17 protein-coding genes and 1 pseudogene are annotated in these 26118 nt (G+C 45.3%); 2 read left to right on the top strand and 16 right to left on the bottom strand.

Translation table 11 applies throughout. From position 1 onward, the window contains the following. Positions 1-20: 20 nt before the first annotated feature. The 3 genes from CXF58_RS12660 to CXF58_RS12650 all read right to left on the bottom strand — a co-directional run bounded on the left by CXF58_RS12660 (position 21) and on the right by CXF58_RS12650 (position 3094). Positions 21-1640 (bottom strand): AbgT family transporter, encoded by a 1620-nt coding sequence (locus CXF58_RS12660; protein ID WP_275950101.1) that lies wholly within the window; start codon positions 1638-1640, stop codon positions 21-23. A 258-nt stretch (positions 1641-1898) separates the two neighbouring features. Then, positions 1899-2162, bottom strand: a complete 264-nt coding sequence (locus CXF58_RS12655) for a hypothetical protein (protein WP_102077702.1) — start codon at positions 2160-2162, stop codon at positions 1899-1901. 134 nt (positions 2163-2296) lie between these two features. Further along, positions 2297-3094, bottom strand: a complete 798-nt coding sequence (locus CXF58_RS12650; RefSeq protein ID WP_102077701.1) for a 3-oxoacyl-ACP reductase — start codon at positions 3092-3094, stop codon at positions 2297-2299. 257 nt (positions 3095-3351) lie between these two features. Here CXF58_RS12650 and CXF58_RS12645 point away from each other — a divergent pair, with 257 nt between their 5' ends. After that, positions 3352-4473 (top strand): ABC transporter substrate-binding protein, encoded by a 1122-nt coding sequence (locus CXF58_RS12645; RefSeq protein WP_102077700.1) that lies wholly within the window; start codon positions 3352-3354, stop codon positions 4471-4473. A gap of 127 nt (positions 4474-4600) precedes the next feature. Here CXF58_RS12645 and CXF58_RS12640 read toward each other — a convergent pair whose 3' ends face one another. The 11 genes from CXF58_RS12640 to pilM all read right to left on the bottom strand — a co-directional run bounded on the left by CXF58_RS12640 (position 4601) and on the right by pilM (position 21596). Next, positions 4601-5836, bottom strand: a complete 1236-nt coding sequence (locus tag CXF58_RS12640; protein ID WP_102077699.1) for an FUSC family protein — start codon at positions 5834-5836, stop codon at positions 4601-4603. 218 nt (positions 5837-6054) lie between these two features. Beyond that, the gene (locus tag CXF58_RS12635; protein WP_102077735.1) at positions 6055-7476 is read right to left on the bottom strand and encodes an FAD-dependent oxidoreductase; all 1422 of its coding nucleotides are present in this window, start codon (positions 7474-7476) and stop codon (positions 6055-6057) included. A 140-nt stretch (positions 7477-7616) separates the two neighbouring features. Then, entirely contained in the window at positions 7617-12080 is a 4464-nt protein-coding gene (gene gltB, locus CXF58_RS12630) for a glutamate synthase large subunit (protein ID WP_102077698.1), read from the bottom strand. Between the two features lie 817 nt (positions 12081-12897). After that, the gene (locus tag CXF58_RS12625) at positions 12898-14025 is read right to left on the bottom strand and encodes a hypothetical protein (protein ID WP_068405103.1); all 1128 of its coding nucleotides are present in this window, start codon (positions 14023-14025) and stop codon (positions 12898-12900) included. 207 nt (positions 14026-14232) lie between these two features. Then, positions 14233-15408, bottom strand: coding sequence for a 3-dehydroquinate synthase (aroB, locus tag CXF58_RS12620; RefSeq protein WP_068405101.1), 1176 nt, complete (start codon positions 15406-15408; stop codon positions 14233-14235). A gap of 89 nt (positions 15409-15497) precedes the next feature. Then, on the bottom strand, positions 15498-16061 hold the full coding sequence (gene aroK / locus CXF58_RS12615) for a shikimate kinase AroK (RefSeq protein WP_068405099.1): 564 nt from the start codon (positions 16059-16061) through the stop codon (positions 15498-15500). Positions 16062-16226: 165 nt separating this feature from the next. Beyond that, positions 16227-18599: a type IV pilus secretin PilQ gene (gene pilQ, locus CXF58_RS12610; protein WP_102077697.1), complete on the bottom strand. Its 2373-nt coding sequence runs from the start codon at positions 18597-18599 to the stop codon at positions 16227-16229. 27 nt (positions 18600-18626) lie between these two features. Continuing rightward, the gene (locus CXF58_RS12605; protein ID WP_068405097.1) at positions 18627-19160 is read right to left on the bottom strand and encodes a pilus assembly protein PilP; all 534 of its coding nucleotides are present in this window, start codon (positions 19158-19160) and stop codon (positions 18627-18629) included. Next, positions 19160-19891, bottom strand: a complete 732-nt coding sequence (locus CXF58_RS12600) for a type IV pilus inner membrane component PilO (RefSeq protein ID WP_068405096.1) — start codon at positions 19889-19891, stop codon at positions 19160-19162. Before CXF58_RS12600 ends, CXF58_RS12605 begins: the two co-directional genes overlap by 1 nt. Beyond that, positions 19888-20541: a PilN domain-containing protein gene (locus tag CXF58_RS12595; RefSeq protein WP_102077696.1), complete on the bottom strand. Its 654-nt coding sequence runs from the start codon at positions 20539-20541 to the stop codon at positions 19888-19890. The genes CXF58_RS12600 and CXF58_RS12595 overlap by 4 nt, the downstream gene beginning before the upstream one ends. Continuing rightward, positions 20541-21596, bottom strand: a complete 1056-nt coding sequence (pilM, locus tag CXF58_RS12590; protein ID WP_102077695.1) for a type IV pilus assembly protein PilM — start codon at positions 21594-21596, stop codon at positions 20541-20543. The genes CXF58_RS12595 and pilM overlap by 1 nt, the downstream gene beginning before the upstream one ends. A 213-nt stretch (positions 21597-21809) precedes the next feature. On the opposite strand from pilM, the gene CXF58_RS12585 reads away from it, so the two are divergent. Next, positions 21810-24485: a penicillin-binding protein 1A gene (locus CXF58_RS12585; protein WP_102077694.1), complete on the top strand. Its 2676-nt coding sequence runs from the start codon at positions 21810-21812 to the stop codon at positions 24483-24485. A gap of 133 nt (positions 24486-24618) precedes the next feature. Here the strand turns inward: CXF58_RS12585 and CXF58_RS12580 are convergent, their stop codons facing one another. Both CXF58_RS12580 and CXF58_RS12575 read right to left on the bottom strand, forming a co-directional pair. Further along, positions 24619-25161 (bottom strand): DUF6586 family protein, encoded by a 543-nt coding sequence (locus tag CXF58_RS12580; RefSeq protein ID WP_102077693.1) that lies wholly within the window; start codon positions 25159-25161, stop codon positions 24619-24621. A 230-nt stretch (positions 25162-25391) separates the two neighbouring features. Beyond that, positions 25392-26114, bottom strand: a pseudogene (locus CXF58_RS12575) (IS256 family transposase, variant Zn-binding type); the annotation flags it as partial. Positions 26115-26118 lie beyond the last annotated feature (4 nt).

Here is a 26118-nt window from a genome sequence, read left to right as displayed (position 1 = left end):
AGCGATTATTCATTGAACAACTACCTCGCAGGATAATAAGTCTCTGCGCCAGGTCCTACTGGTAGACCCAGTACGAACACCCAAACAGAGAACAAGATGGTCCAACCAATTAAGAAGGCCATAGAGTATGGCAACATCATAGCCATCAGCGTACCGACCCCTGTGTCTTTTTTATAACGCATCGCTACTGCCAAAATCAGACCGAAATAGCTCATCATAGGAGTGATGATGTTGGTAGCTGAATCGCCAATACGGTATGCCGCTTGAATCATCTCTGGCGCGTAACCGGTGAGCATGAGCATCGGCACAAAGATCGGAGCGGTCACTGCCCACTGTGCAGACGCCGAACCAAGCATCAAGTTGACCAGACCACAAATAATGATAAAACCAACCAGTAGTAAAGGTCCAGTGAGACCAATATCACTTAGGAATGTCGCACCAGATACCGCCATCACCGAGCCAAGATTCGACCATTTAAAGAACGCGGTAAACTGTGCCGCAAAGAATACGAGCACAATATAAATACTCAATGAGCTCATGGCGTTACTCATGGCATCGACCACGTCTTGGTTGCTCTTGATGCTACCAGTGATTTTACCGTAGATATAACCCGGTACCGCAAAGAATACAAAGATAAATACCACAATGCCTTTTAAGAATGGCGACCCTGATACCAGCCCAGTCTCTGCATTACGCAAGATGCCGTCTGCAGGCACCACTGTCCAAGCCAGCAATAAGCAAAATATGAGCATGCTTATCCCTGCCCACAGCAGTCCTTTTTTTTCAACTGACGATACTTTTTCAATTTGCGTCTCTAATACAGAAGCGTCATCAGCATCGTTAGGATTGTATTTTCCCAAGCTTGGCTCAACGATTTTTTCTGTGACAAAATAACCCAGACCACTGATTAAAAAGGTACTGGCGATCATAAAGTACCAGTTGGCCTCTGCGCCAACGGTATAAGCGGGATCGATGATACGCGCCGCTTCTTGGGTAATCCCTGATAATAGAGGATCTACCGTACCGAGCAATAAGTTAGCACTATAGCCCCCTGATACCCCAGCAAATGCTGCTGCCAAACCTGCTAGCGGATGTCTACCGAGCGAGTGGAAGATGACCGCTGCCAGTGGTATCAACACCACGTAGCCAAGCTCTGCTGCTGTGTTTGACATGATGCCAGCGAATACAATGGTAAAGGTCACCATCTTTTTGGGCGCATTCATGACCAGACCACGCAGGGCGGCTGATATCATCCCAGAGTGCTCAGCGATACCGACACCTAGCAATGCCACCAATACCGTACCGAGCGGCACAAAGCCTGTAAAGTTGGTGACTAAATTCTCAACAATACGCGCTAAGCCCTCGCCGTTCAATAGGTTGACGACTTCAATCATGCCATCGGCACTACGACCACTGGTGCCCTCTGGTCTCGGATCAATCACCGATACACCAAAGTAAGACATGACTGCTGAGAGTACCAACAACAGCACAGACATCCATACAAACAAAATGACAGGATGTGGCAGTAGATTACCGAGCCACTCCACCCCTTTTAGGAATCTTTGCATACGAGAGCTTTGCGCTGCTGTATCAAAACTATCGGGTGGCGGACTGCCATTTGGCGAGTTACTTCCTTGCATAGCCCTTGCTCCATTCAAGATTTAAGTAAAGTGAGTATATTTCAAACATATGAAAATATTGATAAAAGATAGCGATTGAAACATAGTTGATAAACAGAAACAAACAATTTTGGCTTATCAAACAAATTGTTTGCAATCTTGAGCAATCTATAAATGACAAGTCGCTAAAAATAAATCATCAAACATGAAAAAGCGACAGATCAGAATATGTCCAATCTATCGCTTTTGAGTAGGAGCTGGTCTTTAAATTATTGCCTGTTAGCGCTTACCCGCTACCAGACCATATACCCAGCTACCAATTTTATAGAACCCTACGATTATCAAAATAAGTACCACGGCTGACAACACATAAGCCAACCAATTGGGTACACTGCTCAACCAACCAATCGTAAATGCCAAGCCCATATAGGTCTCTACTGGCCAGTTCAGGATAGATGTCGGTGAACTAGCATTGAACAGCGCCATAAAGGCGACGATGCCAAGCACTGCGGTAACAATCCCTGCACGTTTACGATTATTCATGTTATTCCTCTATATATCATTCAATTTATTTAAACTTTCGCTTATCTTGTATTTTATTTTTGTTAGCGTTGAATCATCAGTGCAATAAAATACTAGCATATCAGGGGCTTGTTATGACAATGAACCATGCATAGTCAAGGCATGGTCAAACCACCATCAACAGCGATGGACTGTCCCGTGATAGCCGCACTCAAATCAGACGCCATCAGCAGCACGGAATTGGCAAAGTCAGCCACTGAGGTCGCTTGACGTAACGGTGTGGTGGTGGCGATATAATCAAAGACTTCTTCAGTCGTTAAGCTGCTTGCATCAGTGGTTTTCAGTAGCCCACCTGCCAGCAAATTAACCCTAATACCATGCTGGCCAAGTTCAGCAGCCAAGTTACGCGTTAGCCCAATCAATGCAGACTTAGCAGTCGTGTAGTCGTAATAAGTGACCACTGGATTATAAACGAGGTTGGTTGAGATATTGATAACCTTGCCCATCTGCTGCGTTTTCATCTGTGGTAGTACAGCCTGTACCGTATTAACAGCACCCTTGACGATGCCATCCATTTGCTGAGAAAAGTGCGACCATTTGACAGTCTCAATACTGGTATAATCAGCACTAGGATTAAACTGGTAGCTTGGCAAGGCATTATTGACCAATATATCAATGCGTCCATAACGAGCAACCACTTCATCTGCTAGTGCCTTCACTTGTTCAAGCTCAGTAACATCTGCCTGATAAGCAAACGCCTGTCCACCTGCCTTAACAATATCAGCAACGACTTTATCAGCCATCTCTTTACTTTTTAAGTAGTTAACGCAAACGATAGCGCCTGCTGCTGCCATTTGCCGAGCTATCTGGGCACCAAGTCCACGACTGGCGCCAGTGATGATAGCGACTTTGTCCGTGAGAAGCGCTGGAATCAGTGAGTGACTTTGAGTCATTATGTTGCATCCTTTATTATTGTGTTATGGTTAGTCTATTAGGGCGTGTCCTCAATCTGAGCACATCATAGCATGATTCGTTATTGCCATTAACTTGCTCAAGCTCAACAGAAAAGTCTCTGTTACCGTGTACGCCTTTGCCCTTTAAATTGTTAAAACTAACAACCATAATGGCTGACATAGCAGCAAAATCGTATCACCTCGCATGTTTTACTGTTTTTTATTCATTTGCTTCACTTTTATTTAGGAGAGATATTTTGACTCACTTATCATCGTCACGCAGCATTACTGGTCGCGTTCACATACTGCCAAAAGCCCTATTAGCCATGGCAGTTGGGCTCGCACTTGTGAGCTGTAGTAAATCAGATAACACCGCTACCGATGGCGCTGCGACCAGTGCAGAAACGCTAAACTTGTATAACTGGTCGGAATATATGCCGCAAGAAATCCTCGATGGTTTTACCAAAGAAACCGGTATTCGCGTCAATTACACTACTTTTGACTCTAACGAAGCTATGTACGCTAAGCTTAAATTGCTTGATGATTCTAGCCAATACGATTTAGCGATTCCATCGACGTATTATGTCGAAAAAATGGCCAAAGAAGGGCTTTTGCAAGAGCTGGATAAGTCAAAACTAAGCAACTTTAAAAATCTAGATACCTCATTTACCAATACCAAAGTTGACCCAGAAAACAAATATTCGATTCCTTATATGTGGGGCAGCACCGGTCTTGCCATCAATGGCGAAGCGGTCGATCCTGCAACCGTAAATAGCTGGAATGACTTATGGCGTCCTGAGTATAAAGGTCAAGTGATGCTGATGAATGACATGCGCGAAGTGTTTGGCATGGCGCTCTTAACCTTGGGCTATTCAGGCAATAGTAAAAACCCTGAGGAAATCAAAGCTGCTTACGAGAAGCTAACGACCTTGATGCCAAATGTGAAAACCTTTAACTCAGACGCCTCGCGTATGCCGTATATGGAAGGGGAAACCACGGTTGGTATGAGCTGGAATGGTGAAGCTATCATCGCCAATAACGAAGGCTTGACCAGCTTGGTATATAAATACCCAACTGAAGGGGCCATTCTTTGGATGGACAACTTCGTCATTCCTAAAAATGCCAAACAGGTGGACGCCGCGCACAAATTTATCGACTATTTGCTGCGTCCTGAAAACTCTAAAATCGTCAGCGAAGAGATTGGTTACGCATCACCAAATATGGCCGCCCGTGAGCTGATGCCAGAAGAGGTACGCAACAATCCAACCATTTATCCAAGCAAAGAGGTGCTAGCAAAAGCGGAGTTCCAAGAAGATGTTGGCGATGAAGCTTTGCAGGTTTATCAGCAGTATTGGGATAAGCTAAAAACAGGGCGTTAATTCTGTAAACTAAGACACATTTATTTATTGCTGTTTTAGATGCCTATTATCTATCCAAAAAAACGCTGCCTTTATTAAGTCAGCGTTTTTTATTTGTCTTTTATCTATTCTTTTATTCAGCTTTTATTTATAAGTGCAAATCGGTTTCGCTGCCTTTATGCTCGATACGGCGCTGTTCGCGGCGCTGATAGCGTAGACCTGAGGCGGCAAACCATTGCGGTTTGGTGGTTTGCAATAAATCACTAAGCCGTTGCAACTGTACTTGCAGCGTTTGGGTGAGCCAAAAATAGCCTTGCCACTCAAAGCCTAAGTTTTCCACACTTGGATATTCTGATACCGCAATGCGCGTAATCGGGCGAAACACTTCATCATTTGGGCTACGTAATACCGCCGCCATATGCTGCATCGCTTGGGTTAATTCGTGCTGATAATGAATCAGTAAAATATGGTTTTCATCGTCAATTTCGATATTTGCCAAGCGCGGCGCGGCGCTTAACAGTAAGTCAATAGTACCAATAATATTGCGATGGGCACGCTGAATGGTCTCTAGCGTTTCTTTTTCAATCCCAGATTCGCTCGCTGTGGCGGCGATATGCGGACGTACGGCAAGCAGGCGCTTATTGATCTTTTGCAGCGCTTTGACCAAGGCTTTATTCACTGGTGTATCTGGTACAGAGGGGTTTTTTGGGTAAATAATACTGGCTGAACTGGTCGCCTTACTATATTTAAAGGGTTTTGGTACTAAAATCTCGGCATCAATATGATTGCCCACTCCAGCGTATAAATTACCGCAGGTTTCAAGGTTACTGGCCAATAAAAACCGCCACATTAGCGTTGATTTCAGCGGTAAAATCAAGGTCGCAGCGACCGCAACCCCTGCGCCAAGTAAGATATTAATTGCGCGATACAGACCGTCTTGGGTGATATTGCTATGGTCGGGGCTTGAGACAATCATCAGCATGGTAATGCCCGTTAGCAGCCCGATATAACCCAACTGCTTAACCGCCACGTAGCCAATAATACCGCTGATAATACCAATTAGCCCGTAATATAACCATAGCCAGCCACCGGTATCTTGAATCAACCATAAAAAGCTCAACCCAACCACCACGCCGAGCAAAGTGCCGAGTATGCGCTCCTTGGCCTTGGTATAAATCGCCCCTTGATATTGCAACAAACCCAATATCACAAACACGGTGATGGTCGTCCATTCGCCATGCGGCAAGTGGGTAAACTCATTTAATAAGAGGGCAATAAGCACGGCCACGCCCAAACGTATGGCATGCAACACATCGGCATGCTGATAGCGGGCGTAAGGCTCTACAAACGGCGCGGTAAATTGTTGCCAAAAAGTCGGTTTCACGCAGGGCGTCTCTTATAATGAATAAATAAAAAGTATCTTAAATGATAACTGCTAGCTTAACCATTCATAAAGCAATTATCAAAAAATAACGCCTTTTATCTGTTAAAAGAGAAAAGACGTTAAAGGTGTAAAGATGCTAGCCCATAACCAGAAAAATATTGGAAAAGCGTGTTTGGCTATTGATAGCTGCCAACAGCTAAATACTAGACTTCTAAACGCTAGACTTCTAAGAAATCCAAAATACCTTCTGCCGCTTCACGACCTTCCCAAATCGCTGTCACCACCAAATCAGAGCCGCGCACCATATCGCCACCGGCAAATATTCTTGGGTTACTGGTTTGGAATTTAAAGGTTTGTTTTTCGGCGGCGACGACTCGACCTGACGTGTCCATTGTCACTTGCTGACTGGCAAACCAATCGGCCGGGCTAGGACGGAAACCAAAAGCCAGAATAACCGCATCACACGGGATGATTTCTTCTGAGTTAGGAATGGGCTCAGGGTGGCGGCGACCATGACTGTCAGGCGTGCCCAAATGCGTGGTAATCACCTTAACCGCATTCACCTTGCCATTTAAACCAATGATTTTCGTCGGTTGACGATTGAATAAAAACTCAACGCCTTCTTCGCGCGCATTGACCACCTCACGGCGAGAGCCGGGCATATTTTCTTCGTCACGGCGATAAGCGCAAACTACTTGCTGCGCGCCTTGACGCACACTGCTACGGTTACAGTCCATCGCTGTATCACCGCCGCCTAGCACCACCACTTTTTTGCCTTTTAAATCGATATAGTCTGCTGGATTTTTTTCCCAGTCATTGCAGCGATTGACGTTAGCTATCAAATAATCTAGCGCATCGTAGACGCCTTCTAGCTCTTCGCCTGCAAAGCCGCCGCGCATATAAGTATAAGTGCCCATGCCCATAAATACCGCATCGTACTCGCTTAGCAGCTCGTCAATACTGACGTCGCTGCCGATTTCGGTCTCTAAACGGAACTCCATGCCCATGCCTTCAAAAATGACACGGCGATTGCGCATGACATCTTTTTCCATTTTAAACTCTGGAATACCAAAGGTTAATAAACCGCCAATCTCAGGACGCTTATCAAAGATAACAGGTTTGACCCCATTTCTGACTAAGATATCGGCGCAGCCCAGTCCTGCAGGCCCTGCGCCAATAATAGCGACTTTTTTATCCGTCCAAACCACCTCGGACATATCAGGGCGCCAGCCAAGGGCAAAAGCGGTGTCATTGATATACTTCTCAACATTGCCGATGGTGACCGCGCCAAAGCCATCGTTTAGCGTACAAGCGCCTTCACACAAGCGGTCTTGCGGACAGACACGGCCACAAACTTCAGGCAAAGTATTGGTTTGATGACACAATTCTGCTGCCTGAAATATTTGTCCTTCTGCCGCTAATTTAAGCCAGTTGGGAATGTAATTATGTACCGGACATTTCCACTCGCAGTATGGATTGCCGCACTCAAGGCAGCGGTGCGATTGCTGCGCTACTGATTCGCTATCGAACGGCTGATAAATTTCTACAAACTCTGTTGAGCGCGTAACGATGTCTTTTTTGATCGGCTCAAGGCGCGGTACATCTAAAAACTGAAAACTATTTTCTAAGCGTTTTGCCATGGTATTGTCTCTTCTATAGTGGGTAACGACAGCCAATATCTGCAGCCCAAATGAGGCAAATTTACGGATAGAGGTTGTCATTTACCTGTTTAAAACCTATGAATTAAACTGCTTGTAAACCTATTATTGACCAAGCCAATTTATTGTGGGTCAGCCGTCGTGGTTTTAAGCAGGGTCGCAACGTTTGCCGCTTTGGGTTTTACCAAATAGAACTTACGCGCGTAATGCTCAAAGTCCGCTAAGATGGTTTGCCCCCACGCACTGCCCGTTTTTTCAACATGAGTTTCAATCACTTGTTGCAAGTAAATACGATGACCTTCCATTTGCTCGCTTGAGATACGGTTTAAATCAATCAGTTCATGATTACAGCGATCGAAAAAGTCACCATCCATATCGAGGACATAAGCAAAGCCGCCGGTCATGCCTGCGCCGAAATTCAGCCCCGTACGCCCAAGGACGGTAATGATGCCGCCGGTCATATACTCGCAGCAATGGTCGCCCGTGCCTTCGATAACCGCATGAGCGCCCGAATTACGTACGCCGAAACGCTCGCCTGCTGTACCCGCCGCATACAACTTGCCACCGGTAGCGCCATACAGACAAGTGTTGCCGATAATGGCGGTTTCATGCGTGGTAAAGCTTGAATCTTGCGGTGGATAAATGACAATCTCACCGCCCGCCATGCCTTTACCAACATAGTCATTGGCATCGCCTTCTAGCTCAATATGCAAACCGCCCGCATTCCAGACCCCTAAACTTTGACCTGCGGTGCCGTTTAGATGCAGCTTAATGGGTCTATCACTCATGCCAAGGTTGCCCCAGACCTGCGCAATTTCGCCGGAAATACGCGCGCCGATAGAGCGATCACAGTTACCGACGGCGTAGCTATAATCGCCGCCGTTACCTTGACGGATACTTAGCAGCATATCGTTAATCATTTGCTCAGCGAGCAAGCCTTTATCAAATGGCTCATTACGCGCCACCTGACAAGTTTGCGCTTTGCTGCTACTGGCTGGATGACTAAATAATAACGGCGTTAAATCCAAATGCCGCTGCTTATCAGTATTACCTTCTAACACGTCAAGCAAATCGGTACGCCCGACCAGCTCCTCCATACTGCGCACGCCGAGAGCGGCAAGCCATTCGCGCGTTTCGGTGGCGACAAATTTAAAGAAGTTAATCAGCATTTCTGCTTCACCGATGAAATGCTCATCACGTAGCTGGGCTTTTTGGGTGGCAACGCCGGTTGGGCAGTTATTAAGATGGCAAATCCGCAAGTATTTACAGCCAACGGCAATCATCGGCGTGGTGCCAAAACCAAAGCTCTCTGCCCCAAGAATTGCGGCTTTGACCACATCAAGACCCGTTTTTAGACCGCCATCGGTTTGAATACGAACTTTATCACGCAAGCCGTTGACCCGAAGCGATTGATGCGTTTCAGCAAGCCCCAGCTCCCACGGCGAGCCAGCATGATGGATAGATGACAGTGGCGACGCTGCCGTGCCACCATCATAGCCTGAGATGGTAATTAGGTCAGCGTAGGCTTTTGCCACGCCCGTTGCAATGGTGCCAACACCCGGACGTGAGACCAGCTTCACTGACACCAAAGCATCTGGATTGACTTGTTTTAAATCAAAAATTAGCTGCGCCAAATCTTCGATAGAGTAAATATCATGATGCGGCGGCGGCGATATGAGCGTCACCCCCGGTACCGAATAACGCAGGCGAGCGATGAGCGCATTAACCTTACCGCCCGGCAGCTGACCGCCCTCACCCGGTTTTGCCCCTTGAGCAACTTTAATTTGCAGCACTTCTGCCGAACGCAGATACGCCGGTGTGACGCCAAAGCGACCTGAGGCAATTTGCTTAATTTTTGAGTTACGCAAGGTACCATAACGCACCGGATCTTCGCCGCCTTCACCAGAGTTTGAGCGCCCGCCAATAGTATTCATCGCCATGGCAATCGCTTCATGGGCTTCAGGTGACAATGCTCCTAAAGACATACCAGCAGAATCAAAGCGCGATAAAATTTCTGAGATGTCCTCGACGTCATTTACGTCGATTGAATTATCGGTTTTTAATTGTAATAAATCGCGCAAGGTTGCTACGGGACGGCTATTGACCAAATCGGCATAATTGCGATAATTGTCATAATCGCCGGTACGGACTGCGGTATGTAGGCTGTTAATTACGTCAGGATTAAAGGCATGGTACTCTTTATTAAAGACAAATTTTAATAAACCACCTTGGTCAAGTGGCGCACGGCGTTTAAAAGCATTGGCCGCCAATTGTGCTTGATCGGCAGCTAAATCGGCAAAGGTTGCGCCTTTAATACGACTTTGCACACCTTTAAAGCATAAGCTTACCACTTCTTCAGAAAGCCCCACCGCTTCAAATAATTGCGCGCCGCGGTAAGAGACAATGGTAGAGATACCCATTTTTGATAAGATTTTTAGCAGCCCTTTATCCAAGCCTTTACGGAAATTGACCCGCGCTTGAATCGGATCGCCAAGCAGCTCACCCGTCGCCACCAAATCATCGATGACGTCATAGGCCAGATATGGATAGACACAAGTCGCGCCAAAGCCAATCAATACCGCCACTTGATGTGAATCGCGCGCCAGACCAGTCTCGACGATTAAATTGGCATCGGTACGAATACCTTGCGCAATTAAATAATGATGCACCGCACCAGTGACCATAATGGCGTTGGCAGGTAGTTTGTCGGCTGCGATATTCTTATCAGACAAGACAATTAAAGTAAAACCCGCACGAATGCTATTTGCTACTTGCTCACAGATGGCTTTAATAGCGGCTGCTAGCTCAAGATTGGTATCGTAGTTTAAGTCGATACGCGCCATTTGAAACGCTGGATCAGCCAAGGTTTCGAGCTGCTGCATTTTACTGGCTGATAAAACCGGTGACGATAAGATAATACGATGCGCGTCGCGTGCTGACGGCGCAAATACATTGGTTTCAGCACCAAGACACGTCTGTAGCGACATCACAATTGACTCACGCAACGGGTCTATCGGTGGATTGGTCACCTGCGCAAACTGCTGGCGGAAAAAGTCGCCGACATGACGAATTTGCTGAGATAGCACCGCCATCGGCGTATCATCGCCCATCGAGCCGACTGGCTCTTGCGCATTTTCGGCATTAGGACGGATAATTTCGGTGCGCTCTTCATTGGTGATATGATACATTTTTTGCAATGCTTTTAGCGGCTCACCGCGGCAAGCTTGGGCGGCTAATTCTTCTTCTAAGCGCTCATCATCGCGGATGCGGGTTGCTTCTTCGCGCAGCCATTTACGATATGGATGCGCTTTTTTGAGTAACGTCGCAATCGCTTTAGTATCCATGATTTGACCGGTCATGGTATCGATAACTAACATCTGACCGGGCCCAACGCGCCCTTTAGCAAGCACATCTTTTGGCGCATAATCCCAAACGCCGACTTCTGAGGCCACCGTGATATAGCCATTTTTGGTGGTGACCCAACGCGACGGACGCAGACCATTACGGTCGAGCATACATACCGCATAGCGACCGTCTTGAATCACTAGTCCTGCTGGGCCATCCCACGCCTCCATATGCTGCGAGTAAAATTCATAAAACGCCCGCAAGTCCATATCCATGCTGTCGACATTTTGCCAAGCGGGCGGTACCAGAATTGACATCGAGTGGAATAAACTCATACCGCCCGACATCAGCACCTCTAGCATATTATCTAAGCTCGATGAATCCGAACCCGTACTATTCACCAGTGGCGTCAATTCACTTAAATTGGGCAATTTATCAGACTTTAATTTTGGCGTGCGCGCTTCAGACCAGCTACGGTTGCCTGTGATGGTATTAAGCTCGCCATTATGCGCCAGATAGCGAAACGGCTGCGCCAGTGGCCAGCGCGGCAAGGTATTGGTTGAAAAACGCTGATGGAAGACCACGATATGCGAGGCCAAACGCGTATCTTGTAAGTCTAAAAAGAACGCTGGCAGATCTGATGGCATGACCAAACCTTTATAGATAATGGTCTGACAGTTTAAGGAACAAACATAAAATAGCTCGTCATCAACCAAGCGTTGTTCAGCTTTTTTACGCGCGACAAATAATTTGCGGTTAAAGTCATCGGCTGCTATCTCGTCTGGTGCATTGATAAATATCTGCTGAAAACCAGGTAATGTCTGACGCCCAATCTCACCAACGATACTTAAATCAAGCGGCACATCGCGCCAGCCCGCCACTGCTAACCCTTGGGCGGCAATCTCTTCATTAAGCACCTGCTGACTATACTGCGCTTTTGTCTCATCCAAACTGACAAACACCATGCCAACGGCAAAATCAGCAGTCAGGGTAAAGCCTTGCTCAGCGGCTATATCGCTAAAAAATACCGTCGGCGTTGCCAGCAATAAACCGCAGCCATCGCCAGTCTTACCATCAGCTGCAACACCGCCGCGATGGGTCATACAACTTAGACTATGAATAGCTGTTTTTACCAAATCGTGACTGGCTTGGCCCTCGATATGAGCTATCAAACCAAAGCCGCAATTATCAGAGAAGTCATCTGGCGCCGCCAAATGCGTAGAGGAAGAAATCATTGACATAGCTTGTCCTTTTGAGTGAGCGGACGGCCTATACTTTCAATATGAAGTAGCAACCAAACTCCGCGGGCAGAACGGGCTAAATATATTCACGTAAGCGGATTAATAAAGCGCAAGCGGAGAAAATAATGCAAGCGTTTTGAGGGTGATAAAAATACTTATCACGACTCTCTTTATTTTATAACCATCGCAGCTACTGATTTAACGTTAACGCTAAAGCATTTATACCTAAACCCTTATCGGACTCTGCTTACTTTTATGTCTGTTTTAGCGGTTAAAAACTCAATATGAGCGGCGTAAACGTTAATAAAAACGGTGACGCCTTAACTTCTTTAAGAGACAATAAGCAAAGCAGCTGATAAGAAAGTTATGGATAAATTGGCGATGAATAGGTTAAACCGCCGTTAAATATGAATATGAGACGCTCTATATTCAAGCGCCTTAACAATCCCAATCGGGATAAAGTGAGGAGTTGCGCCACTTGCGATAAGCTTAAATAGGTAGCAAGTAGCAGCGCTTGAAACGACAATATCGAGGTATGAAATAACAGTTTACGATAACTATACAGAACGTCGCCCTCAGTTATCTTAGTGAATGATGACTAAAAAATCTAGTCTTTTCTGTCAACTCATACTCTAGATTTTGTAAAAAAATATATTATCAATGACACATTAATGACTAACTATTGAGAATAATTACTTATTCAAAGCCGCTTTTATTAGCGTTACTAAGCTTTTTTAATAGTGAATAAATCGTTCACAAAAAAGCCCCCGCCATAAAATACGACAGGAGCGTTTATAAAACGGCATGCTTAGTAAGATTAGTTACTTTTTTCTTCTATCAGCTCTTTGATGCTGTCATTATTGCCTTTTGAGGCGTTAGCATTGGCATTGGGGTTTTTGCCAGCTGCGTTGGCATTGGGGTTTTTGCCAGCAGCGTTGGTATTTTTATTGGCGGCGTTACTATTTGCATTGGCGCTCGGTGGTTTAGGCGCTTCAACCACCGGCGGTTTTTTCGGTGCGTTATTATTGCCTGAACCATTATTTGTTGCATTACCAGTGGTTGCTTCAGGCTTACGGTTAGTATCTGTAGAGGATTGCGTGGTCGTTGGTTGCCCTTCGATCTCGACCGTCCGCTCTTCATTGACAGTCAAAGTGTCAGAAGTATCAGCTGACTGACGTATGCTTTCATTAGCGCCATCTTGTGCGCCGCGATTGGCATTATTATTTGCCATTTGGCCATTACTGTCATCAGACGTTTGTGTCTGTTGACGTACTGGTACTTCGCGTTTGGTTGGGCGCAAGTTTACATTGCGCGTGCGCTTGGTGCTCAAATCCTTAACCGGATCTGGACGTTCATAATTATCGATGATACTGACGTAACGATTGATCTCTTCAGGTAAGACGCGTACATTTGCAGGCAGTTTAAAATCTATCAACTTCGCGGCACCGACCGCCTCTTGTGGACTGCTCATCAGCCCATAAGTCAGCATATAACGCACCTGCTCATTTTCATCAAGGTAGCGGAAATAAGCGAACTTATCGCGATCTTCTCGGCTTTCTAAATAGCTGACGATCACATCATTTTCAGCGACATTCATCACCTGTACGGTCCACTTGCCTTTATTAGCGAGCAGATAACGCTTGTCTTTAAACTCATCAGGATAGCTGCGTAAGTCTTTAACCGTGGTATCAAAACTAATCGGCTGCACGTCTGTATCGAGCTCATGCAAGGACTCTATCTTTAGCGGCTGCTCAAGCTCAGCGGTTGAGGCTTGTGGCGCTGATATTGGCTCATTCTCAATCTTAGCACCTATCGCTGGCGTTTGACTAAACATCCAAACTAAGGCGGTAAACACGCCCAATAGCAGGGTTGCTATCAGCCAAATCAGTGCTTGACGGCGATATTTCTGCCCAGCTGTGCGAGTCGTCGAGCGTGATGCTGCCATGGAGAGGTCCTTGGAAAAGGGTACTTATAAAAAGATACTTATAAAAGAGTTTTATATAATAATGGTCTTAAAAAAATAATGCTCAAGATTGTCGAAATATATCGTAGCTAAAAATGGCTGAAATGATTATTTTAAGCGTTTAACGATTATATATTAACTGATAAATTAAACGTGCAACTTACCTACTGAATACTTCACGAGCTTGTACTATTGATGCTGCGACAAAACTTCGGTCAAAAGCTTGGCATCAAAATCGTTGGTCAATACCGCCTCACCCAATGATTTTAACAAAATAAGGCGGATTTGTCCGTGTTTGACTTTTTTATCATGACCCATCAAACCTAATGCCGTTTGTACGTCAATAGCGGGCGGCGTAATCGGCAAATTTGCCAAGGTAAGTACGCGTTTAATACGCTCAACGTCCGCAGTTGTTAACCAGCCAGTTTTTTGCGACAGCTCAGCCGCTTGTACCATGCCAGCGGCGACCGCCTCGCCATGTAGCCAATTGCCGTAGCCTTGATGGGTTTCAATCACATGGCCAAAAGTATGACCGAAGTTTAACAAAGCGCGTACGCCGGACTCTCTTTCGTCTTGTGCGACGATATCGGCTTTATACTGACAGCAGCGCTTTACCGCCTCGCCAAGTACGGCTAAATCTAACGCCATCATCGCTGGCAAATTGTGCTCAAGCCAAGTCAAAAACTCTGCATCCATAATCAGCGCGTACTTGATGACTTCTGCCAATCCTGCTGATAGCTCACGCGCGGGCAAGGTTTTTAGCGTACTCATATCAGCAAGCACCATTTGCGGCTGCCAAAATGCGCCAATCATATTTTTACCTTGCGGATGATTGATGCCGGTCTTGCCGCCGACGCTCGAATCCACCTGTGATAACAGAGTGGTTGGGATTTGAATAAAATTGACCCCACGCATAAAGCTTGCCGCGGCAAATCCTGTCATGTCGCCGACCACGCCGCCACCAAGGGCGATTAAAGTCACATCGCGGTTAAAGTGTTCTGCCATCAGCGCATCATAAATCTGATTGATACTGGCCTGGTTTTTATACTGCTCACCATCTGGCAGCACACAAACCTTGACCGTAAACTCTGCTTCAAGTTCTTCTTGTAAAGCGCTTAAATATAAAGGCGCAACCGTCTCATTAGTCACGATAAGGACTTGATGACCGGTAATATAAGGCGCGATTTGACTGGCCATGCTGCTTTTTTTAGCGCCATTTTCAGCAATGTTATTAGCGCCATTTTCAGTAATATTACTAACAATGTTTTTAGGGTTGCCTGCATTACTATCTTCAGTAATGACGATAGGATAATCATGACTTTGCGTCTGTACTGTTAGGGTGGCATGAAACAGTGGCGTTGCCATGAAAATCTCCTTAAGTATGAGGATTGAGTTAAATTTAGCGGATTTTTAATAAATATTTTTTAAGCTCATTAACGAAATTTTATTTTTTATTATTCATCTTCTTCATGTGCTGAGCTAATAGAAGTCGACTCACAAAAGGTTTCTAATTTCTGCAATAACTGATTGACCATATGGCGCGGATAAGTATGACCGGTCGGCATGATAATATGCGCCACTTGCCGATATAAGGGGTCGCGGGCGCTGTATAAATCTTGCAATATTTTTCTAGGGTTGGGCTGTTGTAATAAAGGTCGCGACTTATCTTTTGCAGTACGCGCCATTTGCACGTCCACCGGAGCATTGAGATAGACGACGATGCCGCGCTCTTTAAGAAACGCTCGGTTTTCAGCGGCCATTACCGCACCGCCGCCGGTTGCTAAGACAATTTGTGTTTGCTGCGTCAGCTCATCAATGGCACGCGTCTCGCGCTCTCGAAAGCCCGCTTCGCCTTCTTTGGCAAATATCCAAGCAATATCAGCCCCAGTTTGCGACTCGATATACCAATCACTGTCTACAAACGAGCGTCCCAACTGCTTAGCAAGCAATCTGCCAATGGTGGTCTTTCCCGCTCCCATCGGCCCCACTAGAAATACCGACGGTAATTCCTCAACCATAATACGCACTCAGCTAAATTAGGTATGATACAACGTCATGGATATTCTGGCTAGTAACGTGTATTGATTATTGTCAGTAAAATATAGGGAGGCACAAAACTTACCCATAAAAAAAGCAAGCGTTGCTGCTTGCTTTTTTCTATTATGAAATAATGAAACGCTAGATTAGTTTAGGCGACTGGTACCATCATTAATCAATTTTGGCGTGACAAAGATCAATAGCTCTTCTTTTGCATTGTTACGTACATCCTTGCGGAACGCACGACCAACATAAGGTAAGTCGCCTAAGAAAGGTACTTTATCGACCCCATTACTTTTACGGTTTTTAAAGACGCCGCCCAGTACAACGGTTTGCCCATCTTCCACAATCACATTGGTTGAAATAGAATCTTCAGCAATCGCAACCTGATTATTAATGATAGTCGGTGTGCCATTGGTGATAAGCAGTTGCAAACCAATTTTACCGTCTGGGGTAATGTTTGGCGTGGCTTCCAAGCTCAATGCCGCTTCTTTAAAGCTGGTGGTGGTCGCGCCACTGGCCGAGGCTTCTTGATAAGGTATTTGCGTACCAGAAGATACTTTTGCCGTTTGTTTATCAGCGGTCAAAATCTTTGGCGTCGAAATCACTTCACCGCGGTTATCTGCTTGTAGGGCTGATAATTCAAGATCGAGCATCACATCTGACATGCTAAGCAGTCCAAAAGCAATCCTACCCGCTGGGTTGGCAACCCCTAAATCCACGTTTAAGTTATCAGGACGGCTGATGTCATACTTAGGATAAGAAACTGTTTGACCATTGACGGTCGTCGTCTCTACATCAAAGTCTTTTAAGTCCCATAGCGTCTGATTGCTACCACCGACCAACAAGTTACGGTTATTGGCAGCGCCGTTTGATAAAATCCCCCAACGCACGCCAATCTCTTTACTAAAGCTATCGGTTGCGCTAACGATACGCGCTTCAATCATTACTTGACGGACTGGAATATCAATTTTACCAATCAGCTTATGAATATTCTCGATGCTTTCAGCCACATCTTTGATAATCAAGGTATTGGTACGCTCATCGACCGTTACCGTACCACGGTTTGACAATAAGGTATTGTTATCAACAGAGTTTGCGTTGCCAGTACCGCTACTACCTGTTGAACCACTGCCTTGAGAGATCAGCGTCAATACATCTGCTGCCTTAGCATAGCTTAAGCGAATGTATTCTGTACGTAGCGGTGCATAAGACTCAACCGCTTGCTGCGCTTCAAGCTCACGCGCTTCTTGTTCTGCAAGCTCAGTCGAAGGTGCGACCAAAATCACATTGCCATTTTCACGTTTGCCAAGATTCTTACTCTTTAGAATAATATCTAGTGCTTGATCCCACGGGACATTAATCAAACGCAAAGTGATGTTGCCCGCCACCGAGTCACTCGCCACAATATTCATTTCTGTAAACTGGGCCAATATATCTAAAACACTACGGATTTCGACGTCTTGAAACTCCATCGATAATGCTTCGCCGGTATAGACTTTTTCTTCTAATGTCGGCTCGCGTAGTAGCTCGGGCTTTCTGATACTGATGTTTAATTGATTGCCTGATTGGTAAGCCTGATATTCAAAATCTTCTTTGACATTAATAGTGATCACACCATTTTGCCCTTGGTTTTTGGTATCAATACTATCAACCAGACCGCTATTCACATTCAAGCGGCGCAGCAAGTTTCTCGGTACCGTGCTACCCGTTAAACGAACCACCAACTTATTACCTTGGCGCTGCACGTCTACTGGAATAGCTTCGTTAGCAAGTGCAATACTGACATTACCGCCGCCGTCATTGCCTTTAGTGAAATTAACCGCCGTTAAACCATCATAACTATATTGCTTACTCACTTGTGAGGCGGCAAGCTGTGGGCTTAATAAAGGATTGACGCGCACTACCATCGTATCAGCAGGTGCCTGTGTTGCAACTGCTTGAGTTTTCACTACTTTGGTTTTAATTGGTGCAACTGCAACGCTACTGCTTTCAACAATTGGCGTCACTACCGCAGTAGTGGTGATAGCTGCGTTGCCATTTAATAAGTCTTGGACTGGGTCATTGGTAACTACTTGATTAACCACCGGACGACTAGGGTCGCTGATGGTTAGCAGCAAATTATTGCCCTCAATAGCGGTAGTATAGTTGCCCGCTTGTTTGAGACCGACGATCAGACGCGTGGTATTGTCGCTATTCAGGGTAGTGACATCGTTGATCATACCAACATTATATTCACTAAAACGGCTGGCAAGCCCATTTTGCACTTGTTCAAAATCTAATACCAAACGGCTTGGATTATCAAGCTGATAGGCAGCAGGTAATACTGGCTTACCGGCAAACCCTAAGCGCATTTGGGTAACCGCTGGCGCTGTTTGTACCACAGAGACGTTATTGATACGCTGCTCAGCATGAGCACTGCTACTTATTGCTACCATACTCATTGCCAATGCAGAGATGGCAAAACTAGAAGATACGCGGTCGCTCATCGTCATTACCTTGTTGTTGCGTACTGTCATTATATATTCCTCAAAAAATCTGCCGACTTAGCTTATAGGGGAGACCAGCGACTGGGGTTTTTCAACAAACCCAGCGCGGCTGTCTGGCACAATTTCGATCAAGTTAATCTGGGTCGGCGTGATTTCAACAATACGGCCGTCATTTAAGCCAAGATAATTACCGACTCTTACGCTCGCAACCGAACCGTCAGGACGCTGCACTAAGGCATATTGCTGACCTTCAGGTGAAATAACGACGCCGCGAAAGACGAGTTGCGACAGCTCATATTGTTCAAGTGGTTCTTTCACTCGGGTTATATCAGGGCGCACACCATCAATAGAGGTGGCAGGGCCTTGGACATTCACTAAGCTTGGTGGCAAAAATGGGCTGCGCTGCGTACTGGCACTATAAACAAAATCTTCTACCAGCTCAGCTTTGGGCGGCGGCTCAATTGGCTGTGCTGGCTGGTTGCGAATATCAGTCATCGCCTGCTCTGCCATGCCAATACGGTCAGTACAACCGGTCATTGACAAAACAGTCGCGCTTAAAATCAGCAGCATGGGCAGTTTTTGGATACGCATTAGTTGCCTCCTGCAGCATCAGTGGTAGCAGCGTCTGGTGTGGCGGTTTCTTCACCTTCAGGAGCAGCTTCTTTTGAGCGATAGGTTTTGGTTTGTAGCACCAGATTGAGCTCAGGCAATACATCTAGAGTTGGCTGCGGATTACTGACTTCAAAATCATGCATGGTAATAATACGCGGCAAGGCAGCAAGACCACTGATAAAGCTACCAAACTGATGGTATTCACCTAAGGCAGCGATACGAATAGGCTGCTCAATAAAAAACTCATTCTCAATTTCAGGCTCAACAGAGATATCTTGAAAACGAATGTTACTGCCAACGCCCGTCATATTGATACCTTCGACCAGCTCTGATACGCGGGTATCTTTTGGGAGTTGATCGAGTAAAGTATTAAACTCAGTTTCCATTTGAATCACTTGCGCTTGATAGGCTTTTAAATGACGCGCACGCGATTCTTTTTCGCGGTAGCTATCAAGTAAAGTTTGCTGCTGACTTTCAGCGGCATTAATTTCATCAATTTTACTGCTGATTGGCAGCGCCCAAGATAGCGCTGCAATCAAAGCAATAATAAATCCAATCACGGTAACTTTGACAGGAAGCGGCCAGCTGCCGTAGTTTTCGCTGTCTAATGATTCGAAACTGCGGCGAAACTCATTCAAGTCAAACTGCTTTTTCGTACTTAACGCCTCTTTCTTGGTTTTAACCAAGCTCTTTTTTCGAATCAGTTTCATAACTCACCTCCAGACGCAGCGTTAGCTTCAGTCGCTTCCGCTGTTTCTGACTGTACTTTAGTCGTGACAACAAACTGAACATAGCTGTCTTCAGGATAAACCGGACGCGGCTGCGCTCCAGTAGTCACCGTATTTTCTAAGATGGGCGCGGCTTGATAGGCGCTGATATTCTGCTGAATATTGCTTACCGCTGAATTGCCCATCCATTTACTGCTGTCTAGATTACGAATCAAGCTAGAGACGATATTTGGATTATCAGCAAGACCTGTTAACGTCAGTACATCGCCTTCGCGTTTTAAATTGGTTAAATACAGAGCAGGCGGTATTGCTTTGGCAAGATCATCCCATATACGGACTGGAACCGGACGTCGACCTTGCAAATCTTGGATAACCTGCATCCGTGAGATGATGTCTTCACGGCGTTGTTCTAAGCTATCAATCTCTACTAAGGCTTTATCTAAGCGCGCGTTTTCTTGCTCAATCAGCGCATTGGCATCCAATTGCTCATCGAGTTCATTATTAAAATAGCTCCATGAGGCAAATGCCGCTAATAAAGTGAGCAAGGTTACTGCGGCCACCAAAGTGATAAATTCTTTATTGCGGCGTTCGCGCTCTTCTTGCCGCCAGGGCAATAAGTTAATACGAGCCATTAGTCGAAGCTCCTTAACGCAAGACCGCACGCGGCCATTAAGCTTGGTGCATCAATCGCCAGTTGCTCATTATCGATATAAGGAGCAATGGTCATGTTGATGAACGGATTTGCGATAGTGACAGGGACACCCAATCGTTGCTGCGCCATACCGGCAAGCCCTGCAATAGAGCTGCTACCACCTGCTAGCACGACATGATCGATACTGCTGTATTGGCTTGATGAGAAGTAAAACTGTAATGAGCGCGTAATTTGCTGAATGGTATTTTCGATAAACGGTGTCAATACCTCAGGGTAGTAATCATCAGGTAGAGTGCGTTCACGTTTGCTAATGGTTGCTTCTTCAGCAGATAGTCCATAACGGTTTTGAATCGCATCAGTGAGCTGCGCACCACCAAATAACTGTTCACGGCTATAAATAAACTCACCGTTTTTAGCTATATATAAGGTCGTTTGGTTATGACCAATATCAACTAAAGCGACCAAGTCTGGTATATTTGAGAGATTATCGACCATCAAACCAAAGGCACGCTCAATAGCATGCGATTCGATATCCATCACTTCGGTTTGCAAACCGCCAAAAGTAAGCGCATCGACTCTTTGGTCGACGTTTTCTGAGCGCGACGCCGCTAGGAGCACTTGCACCATATCATCATTTATCAGTGACGGCCCTAGTACTTCAAAATCTAAATTTACATCTTCTAATAAATAAGGAATATATTGATCGGCATCCAAACGAATCTGCGCTTCACGCTCGACATCGTTAAGCACCATATCCATATCAATAATTTTGGTAATCACAGCAGAACCTGATACAGCAGTTGCCGCATTACTGCCCGCAGCTTGGCAACGCCGTGCTAGGCTTGCTATAGTATTACCTACGGCCTCAGTGTCTACGATGAGTTTGTCAACGACTACGCCTTCTGGTAGCGCTTCGATACCGTAAGACTTTAAATGAAAGATACCTTGTTGGCGCTGAATGTCGACCAGCTTTACTGACGTGGCGCAAATATCCACGCCAATCAAATGCCGACTTTTAGAAGTAAATAGCCTCACAAACTCTATACCTTATATTAAGTGTACATTCTGATAGTTATTTGTAATAATTTAGTACAACACTTTACTTAATAGATAGATTCAAGCATTTAGATTGTTTATCAAGCATTTAGACTACTTATTAAGCCACACTTACACATTTATTATTACCTGCCTATTTTGTTCAAGGTATAATCTCCTACCTGTTGCAAATTTTAATTGATAAGCCTGATTATGACCAAAAAAAATGCTACCGCTCGTCTCATTCACTTTTTGGTGGGGCTTTTCATTGCCTGCTTAGCGTTAGCGCTCATTTTAGCGCTTGCTGTACCGATTGGTTTTTATGGTATGGCGATGTATTTAGCGCCAACCTTACCCAGTACCCAAGAGATTAAAACCGCCAATCTTGAGATGCCTTTACAGATTTATAGTAGTGACGACAAGCTGATTGGTCAGTATGGCAACCGTTTATCGCTACCAGTTACATTTGAAGAAATCCCCGAAGGCTTAACGCATGCCTTTTTGGCGGCCGAAGATGCAACATTTTTCCAGCATAGCGGTATCAGTATTAAAGGACTTGGTCGCGCCGTGACCGAAGTGGTAACCGACGATGAAAGCCAAACCGGCGGCTCTACCATCACTATGCAGGTCGCTAAAAACTACTTTTTAAGCCCTGAACGTACATTAAACCGTAAATTAACGGAGCTGTTCTTAGCCCGTAAAATAGAAGATGAGCTGAGTAAGAACGACATTCTTACCTTATATGTCAATAAAATCTATCTAGGCGAAGGCGCTTATGGTATCCGCGCTGCTGCCAAAAAATACTATAGTAAATCACTTGAGAACCTGACGGTGGCCGAGATGGCTATGCTTGCAGGTTTGCCAAAAGCCCCTTCTAAATACAATCCTGTCGCCAATCCTAGTCGTGCGCTCACCCGCCGCAACTGGATTATTGGCCGTATGCATGAGCTTGGTTATATCACCAAGCAGCAGCACGACGAAGCGATCAACGCCCCTATCGGTATCAACCTTTATCAAGAAAAGCTTGATATGAACATGCCGTATTTGGCAGAGATGACACGTTCTGCCTTGGTCGAGCGCTATGGCGAACAAGTCATGAATGGCGGTTGGCGCGTGCGTTTGACTGTTGATAGTGAAGCGCAAAAAGCGGCAGAAAAGGCAATATTGACGGGGCTTGTGGCCTACGAGCATCGTCATGGCTGGCGCGGTCCAGAAGCAAACGGTGAACCGCTGGAAAAATTCCGTCGTTATAGCAATATGTCGCCGGCGAAAGTCACCAAGGTTAACTCACGCAGTTTTGAAGCAATCCTGCAGTCCGGTGAAAGCGTCACCGTCAATTGGTCTGGCATGAGCTGGGCACGTAAATATATCTCTGCCGACCGTATTGGCTATTTTCCGAGTAATGCCAGCCAGATTGTTAGTAAAAATGACATCGTGCGCTTGATACCAGCCGCTAATGGCAGTTGGCAATTGAGTCAAATACCAGACGTACAAGGCAGTTTGGTTTCCTTAAACCCTGAAACAGGCGCTGTACGAGCTTTGGTTGGCGGTTTTGATTTTAATCACAGTAAATTTAACCGCGCCCTACAAGGCTGGCGCCAGCCCGGCTCAACGATTAAACCACTGGTTTATACCGCGGCCCTAGAAAAAGGCTACCGCCCAGACAGCATTGTTTCAGACCGTCCGATTCAAGTAGGCGATTGGAAACCTAAAAACTCTGACCAACGTTTTTTAGGCGATATTACCTTGCGCCGTGGACTTTATTTATCACGTAACTTAGTGTCTATTCGCTTGCTACAAGCCATTGGTATCTCCGATGCACGTAATTTATTAGATGAGTTTGGACTCGATAAAGAAAAGCTGCCTACCACTTTGTCGTTAGCATTGGGCACAGGTCAAGCTACCCCATTACAAATGGCGACGGCTTATGCGACCTTTGCCAATGGTGGTCATCGTATTCAGCCTTATTTTATCGACCAAATTTATAATAATAATAATAAGCTGCTGTTTCAAGCCAACCCGCAACAAGCATGCGCGTTATGTTTTAATGAACAGCTCGACGACCTCAACAAAAAACTTATCGAAGATTATGAAGCAAAAGTAGAAGAAGAAAATAAGGCGTCGAAAAAATCAGAGAGCGATATTAAAGCTGAAAATAGTTCAGATTCTGATGCTACAGAAGACAGTCCATTAAAAGATAGCAAAGCACTTGATGTAGAAGTTTATGATGCCAGTCCAGATTCGGATCGCCTAAAAGCGCCAGTTTTGCAGTATGTACGTGCTGAGCAAGCGCCGCGTATTTTAAAACCGCGAGTGGCTTTTGAGATGGCCGATATTCTACGCGACGTTATCCAGCGCGGTACGGCTGTGCGCGCGAAAGCGTTGGGACGCGATGACATTGGTGGCAAAACCGGAACGACGAATGAAGCAAAAGACGCATGGTTTGCAGGGTTTCATCCTACCAATGCTACTGTCGTTTGGATGGGCTTTGATCAGCCATCAACGCTTGGACGCCGTGAATATGGCGGCGTGGCAGCGCTGCCTGTTTGGATGGACTTTATGAAAGCCCAGTTAAATAACACCCCTCATCAATGGGTAGCTATCAATAACCGTGCCAAATCTAAAAAGCAGAAGCAGACTATCATAGAAATGATGGACGAAGGCGCAGCTGAGCTTGAAGATGAAGAAGCAGATGATGGCAAATCAGCAAAGCCAGTCAAAACCACCACTCAACAACGTAAGCCACCTGCCCCTGAGCCAGTTGAAGAGCAGATTCAAAATCGACCCGCTCCTGAAAAACCAAAACCAAGTCGTACTGATAACGGTAATCCTCAAAACAAACCTTTATCAGCCACGCCGGTTGAGCGCATGCCGCCGATGCCCGAATAAATAAGGGACAGTTTTAGTTTAGATGCAAAGAAAAGGTCTGGCACAATTTCACTGTGCCAGACCTTTTTTATTAACACTTATTTATAAAAATAAAGCCTATTACTTAAACAGAGTATAAAAGCCTAGAGGTTATTTAAAACTCAACCATACCGGCGCGCAGTTGTTCGATCAGCTCTAATAATTGCTGCCGCCATTCGCGTATGGTCGCCTCATCTGGCAGCCACTGATTTGATAACGTCACGACATTAACAATCAGATCGGGTGCCGCTGCTGTGCCGCGACCTGCCTTGTCATTTATTACCTTATCATCTATTACATTCTCAGGTAACACTGGATATAGACAACGCTGATAGGCACGCTCTATATCAGCCAAAAAACCTTGCTGTAAAAGCTGCTCTAAGCGCTGTACTTCAGGCGATACTTGCGTACGGGCGCTTAGTCCTTCTTCAATATCTGCTAAGGTTGGCGCGGTCATCGTTAAACCATAAAAATTTCCAAGCTCTTGTATAAAAGCAAGATAGGCGCCGTATAAATGAAAAATAGCGGTCTCACAGTGCGCTTGGTATAGTTGTTTATCGCTCGTATTAGCAGCTGCTTGACAGCCCAAACGACAAAAATATAATTTTTGATTGGTACGATCAGCTTGGTATTTAGCAACGCGAGTCTTACCGGCCATGCGCTTATCCCTATGTATTTATAAGTTAATTGAATGAAGTGAATTGTTTAATTGGCTACCGTCATTGAAAATGTCATATCATTCTATAACGCGCTCAAAATCTATTAATAGTAATTTAAAAGGCATCTTTATAGCAATGTACGTTTTGCTTAAGTTATTATAAAAAAGGGTGTAATGGACAAAATTCATGCTAAAAAGTAGAAGGTACTCGCTAATGGACATAATTCATGCTATTTGAGCGACTTTGATAGTAGAAAGTCTTTAATAAACCGTAACTTACGGTGCTCACTTAGTCCGCGATGACTGTGTAATTGACGCTTTAACTCACTGAATAATCCTTCAAGAGAATTGGTGGTATTTGGTATGTCTAGATGCTTATATTCTTGATAAGTGAATAACCAATCACTATTGGTTCTGAGGCTACGATAAGCACTTCTAAGGCGCTTATGCGTGTACCACGTTCTAGTGTTATCGTCATTGGTACTACGTTCATTGAGATAGGCTTCATGATTCACATACCAGTGATCTAAGCGCTCTATGAAGTCAGCTTTATTAAGCTGTGTTAAGTTTAAAGTAAGCCGTCTAAGCTCAATACTTGCTATGTTCTTAGGGCGACGAGTGAGGTAGCGGGTCACTATTTGCACCTGATGAAACTGGCACATCTGGCAAGGGGTGCGGGTGAATAGAGTACGCAGTCCTCGTCTACCATCACAGGTGATGCTTTGTATATCAACGCCTAAAGACGCTAGATAATCAATTCCTTGTTTGTAGGCACTGTTGGTTTCATGACTCACTATCGCGTAATAAAGTACGGTTCTAGGGGTATTGTCCATAAAGACCATTAAACCAAACTTGCGACCAAAGTAAGTGGTGTCCATGATGATATTAGCAGCCTTTGGTCGCTTAATCTGATACTGGGTACTGACTTTATCTAAGCGTCTTTGAATGGTCTTGAGA

This window comes from Psychrobacter sp. Sarcosine-02u-2 (genome assembly GCF_002836335.1).
GTDB classification, from domain to species: Bacteria; Pseudomonadota; Gammaproteobacteria; order Pseudomonadales; family Moraxellaceae; genus Psychrobacter; species Psychrobacter faecalis.
The sequence above is the reverse complement of the archived record's forward strand: the minus strand, read 5'-3'. Positions and strand labels throughout refer to the sequence as shown.

Excerpts from the sequence above, each read along its gene's own strand:
- CXF58_RS12635 (WP_102077735.1), bottom strand. The coding sequence starts at position 7,476 with ATGGCAAAACGCTTAGAAAATAGTTTTCAGTTTTTAGATGTACCGCGC.
- CXF58_RS12605 (WP_068405097.1), bottom strand. The coding sequence starts at position 19,160 with ATGCGTATCCAAAAACTGCCCATGCTGCTGATTTTAAGCGCGACTGTT.
- CXF58_RS12625 (WP_068405103.1), bottom strand. The coding sequence starts at position 14,025 with ATGGCAGCATCACGCTCGACGACTCGCACAGCTGGGCAGAAATATCGC.
- CXF58_RS12655 (WP_102077702.1), bottom strand. The coding sequence starts at position 2,162 with ATGAATAATCGTAAACGTGCAGGGATTGTTACCGCAGTGCTTGGCATC.
- CXF58_RS12595 (WP_102077696.1), bottom strand. The coding sequence starts at position 20,541 with ATGGCTCGTATTAACTTATTGCCCTGGCGGCAAGAAGAGCGCGAACGC.
- CXF58_RS12585 (WP_102077694.1), top strand. The coding sequence starts at position 21,810 with ATGACCAAAAAAAATGCTACCGCTCGTCTCATTCACTTTTTGGTGGGG.
- CXF58_RS12650 (WP_102077701.1), bottom strand. The coding sequence starts at position 3,094 with ATGACTCAAAGTCACTCACTGATTCCAGCGCTTCTCACGGACAAAGTC.
- CXF58_RS12580 (WP_102077693.1), bottom strand. The coding sequence starts at position 25,161 with ATGGCCGGTAAGACTCGCGTTGCTAAATACCAAGCTGATCGTACCAAT.
- aroK (WP_068405099.1), bottom strand. The coding sequence starts at position 16,061 with ATGGTTGAGGAATTACCGTCGGTATTTCTAGTGGGGCCGATGGGAGCG.
- pilQ (WP_102077697.1), bottom strand. The coding sequence starts at position 18,599 with ATGACAGTACGCAACAACAAGGTAATGACGATGAGCGACCGCGTATCT.
- CXF58_RS12660 (WP_275950101.1), bottom strand. The coding sequence starts at position 1,640 with ATGCAAGGAAGTAACTCGCCAAATGGCAGTCCGCCACCCGATAGTTTT.
- aroB (WP_068405101.1), bottom strand. The coding sequence starts at position 15,408 with ATGGCAACGCCACTGTTTCATGCCACCCTAACAGTACAGACGCAAAGT.
- gltB (WP_102077698.1), bottom strand. The coding sequence starts at position 12,080 with ATGTCAATGATTTCTTCCTCTACGCATTTGGCGGCGCCAGATGACTTC.
- CXF58_RS12600 (WP_068405096.1), bottom strand. The coding sequence starts at position 19,891 with ATGAAACTGATTCGAAAAAAGAGCTTGGTTAAAACCAAGAAAGAGGCG.